8 protein-coding genes are annotated in these 8,325 nt (G+C 66.8%); all 8 read left to right on the top strand.

Annotated elements, in window-relative coordinates; all coding sequences use genetic code 11:
* The first annotated feature begins 3 nt into the window (after window positions 1-3).
* The 8 genes from ACT3SQ_RS09360 to ACT3SQ_RS09325 all read left to right on the top strand — a co-directional run bounded on the left by ACT3SQ_RS09360 (window position 4) and on the right by ACT3SQ_RS09325 (window position 8,286).
* Window positions 4-714 (top strand): hypothetical protein, encoded by a 711-nt coding sequence (locus tag ACT3SQ_RS09360; protein ID WP_441445610.1) that lies wholly within the window; start codon window positions 4-6, stop codon window positions 712-714.
* 97 nt (window positions 715-811) lie between these two features.
* Window positions 812-5,278: an FtsK/SpoIIIE domain-containing protein gene (locus ACT3SQ_RS09355; protein WP_441445609.1), complete on the top strand. Its 4,467-nt coding sequence runs from the start codon at window positions 812-814 to the stop codon at window positions 5,276-5,278.
* Window positions 5,279-5,483: 205 nt separating this feature from the next.
* Complete coding sequence (locus ACT3SQ_RS09350) at window positions 5,484-5,753, top strand: WXG100 family type VII secretion target (protein WP_441445608.1); 270 nt, start codon at window positions 5,484-5,486, stop codon at window positions 5,751-5,753.
* 118 nt (window positions 5,754-5,871) lie between these two features.
* Window positions 5,872-6,354, top strand: coding sequence for a hypothetical protein (locus ACT3SQ_RS09345; protein ID WP_441445607.1), 483 nt, complete (start codon window positions 5,872-5,874; stop codon window positions 6,352-6,354).
* Window positions 6,355-6,625: 271 nt separating this feature from the next.
* Entirely contained in the window at window positions 6,626-6,886 is a 261-nt protein-coding gene (locus ACT3SQ_RS09340) for a hypothetical protein (RefSeq protein ID WP_441445606.1), read from the top strand.
* Between the two features lie 68 nt (window positions 6,887-6,954).
* The gene (locus tag ACT3SQ_RS09335; RefSeq protein WP_441445605.1) at window positions 6,955-7,224 is read left to right on the top strand and encodes a WXG100 family type VII secretion target; all 270 of its coding nucleotides are present in this window, start codon (window positions 6,955-6,957) and stop codon (window positions 7,222-7,224) included.
* A 463-nt stretch (window positions 7,225-7,687) separates the two neighbouring features.
* On the top strand, window positions 7,688-7,948 hold the full coding sequence (locus ACT3SQ_RS09330) for a hypothetical protein (RefSeq protein ID WP_441445606.1): 261 nt from the start codon (window positions 7,688-7,690) through the stop codon (window positions 7,946-7,948).
* A 68-nt stretch (window positions 7,949-8,016) separates the two neighbouring features.
* On the top strand, window positions 8,017-8,286 hold the full coding sequence (locus tag ACT3SQ_RS09325) for a WXG100 family type VII secretion target (protein ID WP_441445605.1): 270 nt from the start codon (window positions 8,017-8,019) through the stop codon (window positions 8,284-8,286).
* Window positions 8,287-8,325: the final 39 nt, after the last annotated feature.

Genomic DNA, 8,325 nt, shown 5'->3' with positions numbered 1-8,325 from the left:
ACGATGGCGTCGACGATTTCGGTCGAGTTCTGCGGGGAGTGGTACCGCGTCGAGGACGGTGAGGAGCTCACGATCGGCCGCGAGGCAGATCTTGCGATCGATGAGGACAATCCTTTCCTCCATCGACGCTTCCTCACGATCGTCCAGGTGGAGTCGATGTGGTGGCTGGTGAACATCGGTTCGCGGCTGTCCGCGACGATCACCGACGGCACCGGTTCGATGCAGGCCTGGCTCGCCCCCGGCGCGCGCATCCCGCTGGTCTTCGACATCACCAAGGTGGTGTTCACGGCCGGGCCCACCACCTATGACCTGTCGGTGCATGCGGAGTCCCCGGAGTTCGCACGGATCGCCGGTCCGGAGGATCCGGCAGGGGAGACCACCGTCGGCTCGGTGCAGCTCACCCCGAGCCAGAAGCTCCTGATCCTCGGGCTCGCCGAACCGATGCTGACCCGAGAAGGATCCGGGATGAGCTCGGTGCCCACTTCTGCCCAGGCCGCAGCACGATTGGGATGGCCGCTCACGAAGTTCAACCGCAAGCTCGACAACGTCTGCGACAAGCTCGACCGGCTCGGGGTGCGGGGACTGCGTGGCGGACCGGGCAAGCTGGCCAGCAACCGGCGGGCCCGCCTGGTGGAGCACGCCGTCTTCTCTCGGCTGGTGAGCAGTGAAGACCTCCACCTGCTGGACCAGTCGCAGGATATCGACGAGGACTGAACGACCGCCGACGCCAGCACACACATTCTTGGAACGGGTTGCCCCCAGGGGCGCTGCAGCAGGCGGACGAGGGGTCCGCTGAGGGGGAGGAACACCAGTGCGTATCAAGCTCACGCTGCGCAGGCCCGAGGACCGGCTGACCGATCTCGAGGTCACCGCCGATGCGACCGCGACGGTGGCTGATGTGGCGGGTGCCCTGTACTCCGCGGATCCGCTGCGCAGCGACGCGGTGGCACCGGAAGGCCTGACCCTGCAGGTCCAGGACCCCGGCGCGGGCACAGGCGCGAAGGGGGTGCGCTCGCTGGACCGCGAGATCGACCTCATCCAGGCCGGGCTGCGCTCCGGCAGCGTGGTCTCGATCGCCCGTTCCTCCACCGAGTACGCCACCCGTTCCGAGTCGCGCGGCGCAGCGGTCGCACTGATGCGGGTGCTGTCGGGGCCCGAGACAGGCCGCGAATTCCCACTGCCCACGGGGTCCAGCGTGATCGGCCGGGAGGGGGATCTCGACATCCGCATCGGGGATCCGATGCTCTCCAAGCGGCATGCCCGCATCAACGTCGGAGACTCGATCGAGATCGTCGACCTGCATTCCTCCAACGGAGTGGTGATCGGCGGCGAGCAGGTCCAGCGAGCCGTGATCGGACCCGCGGACACGGTGCTGATCGGCCAGACCACCTTCTCGGTGATCGCCCTGCATCGCCTCGGCGGCACCGCGCCGAGCTCTCCGGTGGTGGAGTTCAACCGCTCACCCCGGGTGGTGCCGCGGTTCCCCTACCGCCCCCTCAAGGCGCCGACCCCGCCGAAGGAGCCCAACCCGCAGTTCTTCCCCATCTTCATGATGTTCGCCCCGATCCTCATGGGCGGCCTCATGTTCTCGATGACCCGCAGCCCGTTCTCGCTCATGTTCGTGTTCATGATGCCGATGATGGCCACCGCGGGATATCTGAACCGCAAGTTCCAGCAGAAGAAGATGCTCGAGCGCCAGATCAAGAACTTCGAGGAAGGATTGGCCTCCCTCAAGCGCCGGGTCACCGCCGCCCAGGACCTCGAACGTGCGGTCCGGCTGGTCGAGGCCCCGTCGGCCGCCGATACCGTGGATGCCGCCTTCCGCCTGGGGCGCCTGCTGTGGACCCACCGGCCCGAGCACAACGCCTTCGGCACCGTGCGGCTGGGACTGGGTGTCGCCGATTCTCGCGTGGGCATCGAGATGCCGGGGGAGAACGACGCGATCCCCAAGTACTACGACATGCTCGATGACATGAACGAGGAGTACAAGCTGATCGCCGGAGTGCCGGTGGTCGCGGAGCTCCGCAACGCCGGGAACCTCGGCGTCGCCGGAGGTGGGGAGGAGGCCGATGGGGTCGCCCGCGGCATCGTCACCCAGCTCTTCTCCCTCCACTCACCGGCGGAGGTCGCGATCGCCGCGATCACCTCGCGCGCGAGCCGCGAGATGTGGCAGTGGCTGAAATGGCTCCCGCACACTTCGAGCCCGCACTCGCCGCTGCCGGGGGACCACTTGGCGGACACCCCCGGGCGGGGCAACTCACTGGTCGCACGGATCGAGGAGCTCATCGAGCAGCGGGCCGGCGACGCCCCGCCCCAGCTGCGCACCCCGATGACCTCCGACGTCAAGCAGGAGACGCCGATCCCGCCCGAGCCGGTCACCCCGAGCCTGGTGGTCATCATCGAGGACGACGCGCCCGTGGATCGGGCTCGCCTGGTGCGCATCGCCGAGCGCGGACCGGATGTCGGCGTGCACGTCATCTGGAGCGCCTCCAACGTCGCCGCACTCCCGGCGGCCTGCCGCACCTACGTGTCCGTCGAGGAGTCAGTCGACGGCGCGAGCGCCGGCCACGTGCGGCTGGGGGAGCGGTTCTACCCGGTCACCGTCGAGACCGTCTCGATCGAGGTGGCCTCGGGTGTGGCCCGCCACCTCTCCCCGGTGGTCGATGCGGGAGTCCCGATCGACGACGACTCCGACCTCCCGCGGGCGATCTCCTACCTCAAGCTCGCCGGCATGCAGACGGCCGAGGACCCGAACTACATCATCGAGCGGTGGAAGGAGAACAACTCCCTCACCCCGCGCGACGGCTCGGAGCCTCAGCGCCGCAAGCACGATGCAAACCTCCGCGGACTGATCGGCCACAACGGCCAGGACGCCTACCACCTGGACCTGCGCACCAACGGCCCGCACGCTCTGGTCGGCGGCACCACCGGCGCTGGCAAGTCGGAGTTCCTCCAGGCCTGGGTGCTGGGCATGGCCACCGCCCACAGCCCCGACCGGGTGACCTTCCTGTTCGTGGACTACAAGGGCGGCGCTGCGTTCGCCGACGCCGTCGAGCTGCCCCACACCGTGGGCCTGGTCACCGACCTCTCCCAGCACCTGGTGCGACGAGCCCTGACCTCGCTGCGCGCCGAGCTGCACTACCGCGAGCACCTGCTGAACCGCAAGAAGGCGAAGGACCTGGTCTCGCTCGAGCGGACCGGCGATCCCGAGGCACCCCCCAGCCTCATCATCATCGTCGACGAGTTCGCGGCACTGGCCAAGGAGATCCCCGAATTCGTGGACGGCGTCGTGGACGTCGCCGCCCGGGGCCGCTCCCTCGGCCTGCACCTGATCCTCGCCACCCAGCGCCCGGCCGGCGTCATCAAGGACAACCTGCGCGCCAACACGAACCTCCGCATCGCCCTGCGCATGGCGGACGAGGCCGACTCCAAGGACATCCTCGGAGACAAGATGTCCGCGCACTTCGACCCCAGCATCCCGGGACGTGGCGCAGCCAAGACCGGGCCCGGCCGCATCGCCACCTTCCAGACCGGGTACGCCGGTGGGTGGACCACGGATGAGCCCGAGCGGGCCCGGATCGACATCGTCGAGAAGGACTTCGGCACCGGCGAGCAATGGGACATCCCCTCCCCACCGACCAAGGAGGTCAAGGACCCCGGTCCCAACGACATCTCCCGCGTGGTGGCCACGGTCAAAGCCGCAGCGGAGAACGCCGGGGTGCCCGCGCCCCGCAAGCCGTGGCTGTCCGAGCTCGCCGACGCCTACGACCTCTCCCGGCTTCCCAGCCGACGCACCGACGAGGAGCTCCTGCTCGGCGTCATGGATGTTCCCGAGGACCAGGCGCAGCCGACCACCTCCTACTACCCCGACCGTGACGGCAATATGGCCATCTACGGCACGGGCGGCTCCGGAAAGTCCACCACCCTGCGCACCTTCGCGATCTCGGCCGCCTCGACCGTGCGCGGCGGGCCGGTGCACGTCTACGGGCTCGACTTCGGTGCCTCCGGTCTGACGATGCTGGAGGAGCTGCCGCACGTGGGCTCGATCATCCCCGGCGATGACGAGGAGAGGGTGATCCGCCTTCTGCGGACCCTGCGGGAGCTGATCGACGAGCGGGCCAAGGAGTTCGCGAGGATCCGTGCCGGCTCCGTGGCGGAGTACCGCGAGCTGGCCGGCAAGCCCGACACCCCGCGCATCCTGCTGCTGGTGGACGGCATGGCGGCCTTCCGCGAAGCGTATGACTACTCGAATCTGTCCAAGTGGTTCACGGCCTTCGTCCAGATCGCCACCGACGGCCGCCAGGTGGGGGTGCACGTCATCGTCACCGGCGACCGCCCCAACGCGATTCCCACCTCGCTCGGATCATCCATCCAGAGACGACTGATCCACCGCATGGCCAGCATCGATGACTACGCCGGATTCGGCGAGCCTAAGGACGTGCTGGACGCCAACTCTCCGCCTGGACGTGCGATCCAGGACGGCCACGAGGTGCAGGTCGCGGTGCATGGCGGAGACTCCAACGTCGCGCTGCAGTCCCGCGAGGTCGCCAAGCTCGCCCAGGCGATGCGGCGGGCCGGGGTGCCCGAGGCGCCGGCGATCGAACGACTTCCCGAACGGGTGGAGTTCTCCTCGCTGCGACCGACCCGCGGCGGTCTCCCGGTGCTGGGCCTGGCCGACGAGACGCTCGCCGAGATCACCTACGAGCCGCGCGGCGCCTTCATGGTCACCGGGCCGATGGGATCCGGGCGCACCACCGCGATGCTGACGATCGCCACCGGGCTGAAGGCGATGGACGAGCCGATGCGCCTGGTGCGCTTCTCCTCGCGTCGCACCCCGCTGACCGGCCTGCCGATCTGGGATGTGGAGGCCTCGGACCCGGACACCGTCAGGGAGCTCGCCGCCCAGCTGCGCGAGACCATCGAATCCGGCAGCGTCGGTGAGGGAAAGCTGGCCCTGTTCATCGACGGGGTCGCGGACTTCACCGGCAGCGGCGTCGAGAATGATCTGGACAAGCTGATCCGTGCCAGCACTCGCGAGGGCCAGTTCGTGGTCGGTGAGAACGAATCCGCGTCGTGGTCGCAGGCCTACGTGCTCGCCCAGCCCTTCAAGGCCGGTCGCCGCGGCCTGCTCCTGCAGCCCAGCGACATGGACGGGGACTCCCTGCTCGGCACCGGATTGGGGAGGATCCGTCGAGCGGACTTCCCCGCCGGCCGTGGCTTCCTCGTCTACAGCGGACGCGCGCTGAAGCTGCAGGTCGCACAGATCACCACTGGCTGAACGGTGCGGGCGGGCAGGACGGTGCGGGTGTGCCCGGGCTGCCGCGCTGCCACGGGAAGATGCGGGCAGTGCTCGGTTGTCCCCATGGGGACTCCTCCCCATGGTCCCGGCTCCCAGATCGCTCTAGAGTGATTTCCGTACGACAGCAGGCCCGTGCACCGGATCAGGGCGCAGGCGCGAGACACCAGGAAGGGGAACCCGAACCGTGAACGCCACGAAGGGTATGAACGTCGAAGAGGTCCGGCGGATGTCGGCCCAGCTCCGCGATGCGGCCGAGGAGATCACGAGGATCGAGCAGGAGCTCACCTCCGGTCTCGAAGAGGTGGACTGGACCGGTCCCGATGCTGATCGCTTCCGCAGCCAGTGGTCGGGAGAGATGGTTCCGGCGCTGCAGCAGATCATGAATTCCGTCAACGATCTCGGCGATACGGCGGATCGCAATGCGGCCGAGCAGGACGCGACCTCCTCGAACTGACAACGCATCACCCGGTACTCGCGACCGATGCCCGAGGCCCGAACCCATGGCGTGTTCGGGCCTCGTTCATGCCTGATATGTTTGGCGCCGTCAGAGGTGGGACGAACGGAGCTAATCCATGGCCAAGAACATCGAATATCCGAGCGCGGATTTTCCGGGTCCGCCGCGCATCACCATAGAGGTGCCGGACGATTGGGAGTCCTTGACCGTTCCCGGAGTCCAGGTCGCTGTGGCACAGCCCCGGGTGGAGGGGCAGTTCCGGGCGAACGTCGTGGTGACTGTGCAGCGCTTCGGACCGGACTTCACCCTCGACGCGGCCAAGGCCGGCCTCGAGCAGCGCAAGGCTGCTCTTCCCGAGCTCGAGGAGCTCGGCACGGGGGAGATCCAGGTGGAGGGGATGACCTGGATCGCCAGCGAGTACGGATACACGCAGCCCGGGCGACCGACCGTCGTCCAGGCGGCGCGCTATGCGGTCGTCGACCGCGGCGGCGTGGCGAAGGACGTCCTGGAGATCGTGGGGAGCTGCGGCGCTGAGAGCGCAGATGACGAGATCGAGACCGTCCGCGCGATCCAGGACTCCGTGACCCTGGACCTCAGCTGACCCCGCGCCCCTCACCTGGTGACGGCCTCGGACCTTCGGGTCCGAGGCCGTTCGCATGTGACGACGGGGACGAAGTTGCACGGCCGGGTCAGTTCCCGGGGGATGTCGCGTGGGGACCTCTGCCTGGGGAGTTGTCCCCATCGCCAAGTGGGGGTGGGGGTTCTAGAGTTGTGTCATCACCTGGGGGACAGGGTCGAGGAAGCGGTCAGTGGCCGTGGAGGTCTTCTCCGGTGGGTGGGACCGAGTTTTTCACTACGACATGGAGGACACCATGAAGAAGGGTATGACCCCGGAGTCTGTCGAGCAGATGGCGCAGCAGATTCAGCAGGCTGGTGAGGATGTTCAGCAGGCGTTCCAGCAGATCGCGTCGCGTGTGTCGGAGTTCGATTGGACCGGTGAGGACCGGGATCGTTACGTCACCGAGTTCACCGATGGTCTCGGTCAGCTTGCGCAGCAGGTGACTCAGCAGTGTGGCGATTTCTCTGAGCGTGGGACGCAGAATGCTGCGGCGCAGCGTGAGGCGTCTTCCTGATCCTCGGATCTTCAGTTTCTTTTCTTCGTGTGTTTTGAAGCTCCGTGGTGGGGCGAAAGGGGTAGGTCATGGCTTTCAAGGGTATGAATCCGGAAGAGGGTCGCGAGGTTGCGCAGGGCGTGAATGATGCTGGTCAGCAGATTCTTGAGCTGATCAGTGGCGCTACCAACCTGGTGAACTCGGTGGAGTGGGTCGGTCCGGACTACGACGCGTATGTCGAGGAGTGGAACAGCTTCGTGAGCGGTCCTGTGGCCAATCTGGTCAATGGGCTGGCGGACAAGGGCACGCAGCTCAATGAGCACGCTGAGCAGCAGGATTCGACCTCGAACCAGGGCTGATTGTCCGGTTCTTCGTGGGGAAGGCCCCGCACCCTTCGTGGGGTGCGGGGCCTTCCTCCATGCCGTGACGGATGCTCATGCGGTGGCCTCGTGCTGGGCTGCTGGGCTGCTGGGCTGCTGGGCTGCTGGGCGCGCGGGCTCGCTGAGCAGCGGTCTTGTGCGCCGGCGGAGAGCGGGCGGAAGGTCCGATGCGCCGACGAGCCCGGGGCCCGTCAGGGGACCTGGAGCGGGAGACCGGCTCTGTCCACAACGTCGAGAAGCGCATGAAGGGCATTTGACCTGCAGTGATGCGGGGGAATGGGGATGTGGAGGGCCATGGGGAGTTGTCCCCATCGCCAAGTGGGGGTGGGGGTTCTAGAGTTGTGTCATCACCTGGGGGACAGGGTCGAGGAAGCGGTCAGTGGCCGTGGAGGTCTTCTCCGGTGGGTGGGACCGAGTTTTTCACTACGACATGGAGGACACCATGAAGAAGGGTATGACCCCGGAGTCTGTCGAGCAGATGGCGCAGCAGATTCAGCAGGCTGGTGAGGATGTTCAGCAGGCGTTCCAGCAGATCGCGTCGCGTGTGTCGGAGTTCGATTGGACCGGTGAGGACCGGGATCGTTACGTCACCGAGTTCACCGATGGTCTCGGTCAGCTTGCGCAGCAGGTGACTCAGCAGTGTGGCGATTTCTCTGAGCGTGGGACGCAGAATGCTGCGGCGCAGCGTGAGGCGTCTTCCTGATCCTCGGATCTTCAGTTTCTTTTCTTCGTGTGTTTTGAAGCTCCGTGGTGGGGCGAAAGGGGTAGGTCATGGCTTTCAAGGGTATGAATCCGGAAGAGGGTCGCGAGGTTGCGCAGGGCGTGAATGATGCTGGTCAGCAGATTCTTGAGCTGATCAGTGGCGCTACCAACCTGGTGAACTCGGTGGAGTGGGTCGGTCCGGACTACGACGCGTATGTCGAGGAGTGGAACAGCTTCGTGAGCGGTCCTGTGGCCAATCTGGTCAATGGGCTGGCGGACAAGGGCACGCAGCTCAATGAGCACGCTGAGCAGCAGGATTCGACCTCGAACCAGGGCTGATTGTCCGGTTCTTCGTGGGGAAGGCCCCGCACCCTTCGT

It is taken from the genome of Brachybacterium sp. AOP42-C2-15, from assembly GCF_052377065.1.
GTDB lineage: Bacteria > Actinomycetota > Actinomycetes > Actinomycetales > Dermabacteraceae > Brachybacterium.
Note: the sequence above shows the minus strand (reverse complement) of the source record. Positions and strands in the feature narration are given on the sequence as shown.

Bases quoted from the DNA above. Each gene is read 5' to 3' on its own strand.
- ACT3SQ_RS09360 (WP_441445610.1), top strand. From the start codon at position 4: ATGGCGTCGACGATTTCGGTCGAGTTCTGCGGGGAGTGGTACCGCGTC.
- ACT3SQ_RS09345 (WP_441445607.1), top strand. From the start codon at position 5,872: ATGGCCAAGAACATCGAATATCCGAGCGCGGATTTTCCGGGTCCGCCG.
- ACT3SQ_RS09340 (WP_441445606.1), top strand. From the start codon at position 6,626: ATGAAGAAGGGTATGACCCCGGAGTCTGTCGAGCAGATGGCGCAGCAG.
- ACT3SQ_RS09335 (WP_441445605.1), top strand. From the start codon at position 6,955: ATGGCTTTCAAGGGTATGAATCCGGAAGAGGGTCGCGAGGTTGCGCAG.
- ACT3SQ_RS09330 (WP_441445606.1), top strand. From the start codon at position 7,688: ATGAAGAAGGGTATGACCCCGGAGTCTGTCGAGCAGATGGCGCAGCAG.
- ACT3SQ_RS09325 (WP_441445605.1), top strand. From the start codon at position 8,017: ATGGCTTTCAAGGGTATGAATCCGGAAGAGGGTCGCGAGGTTGCGCAG.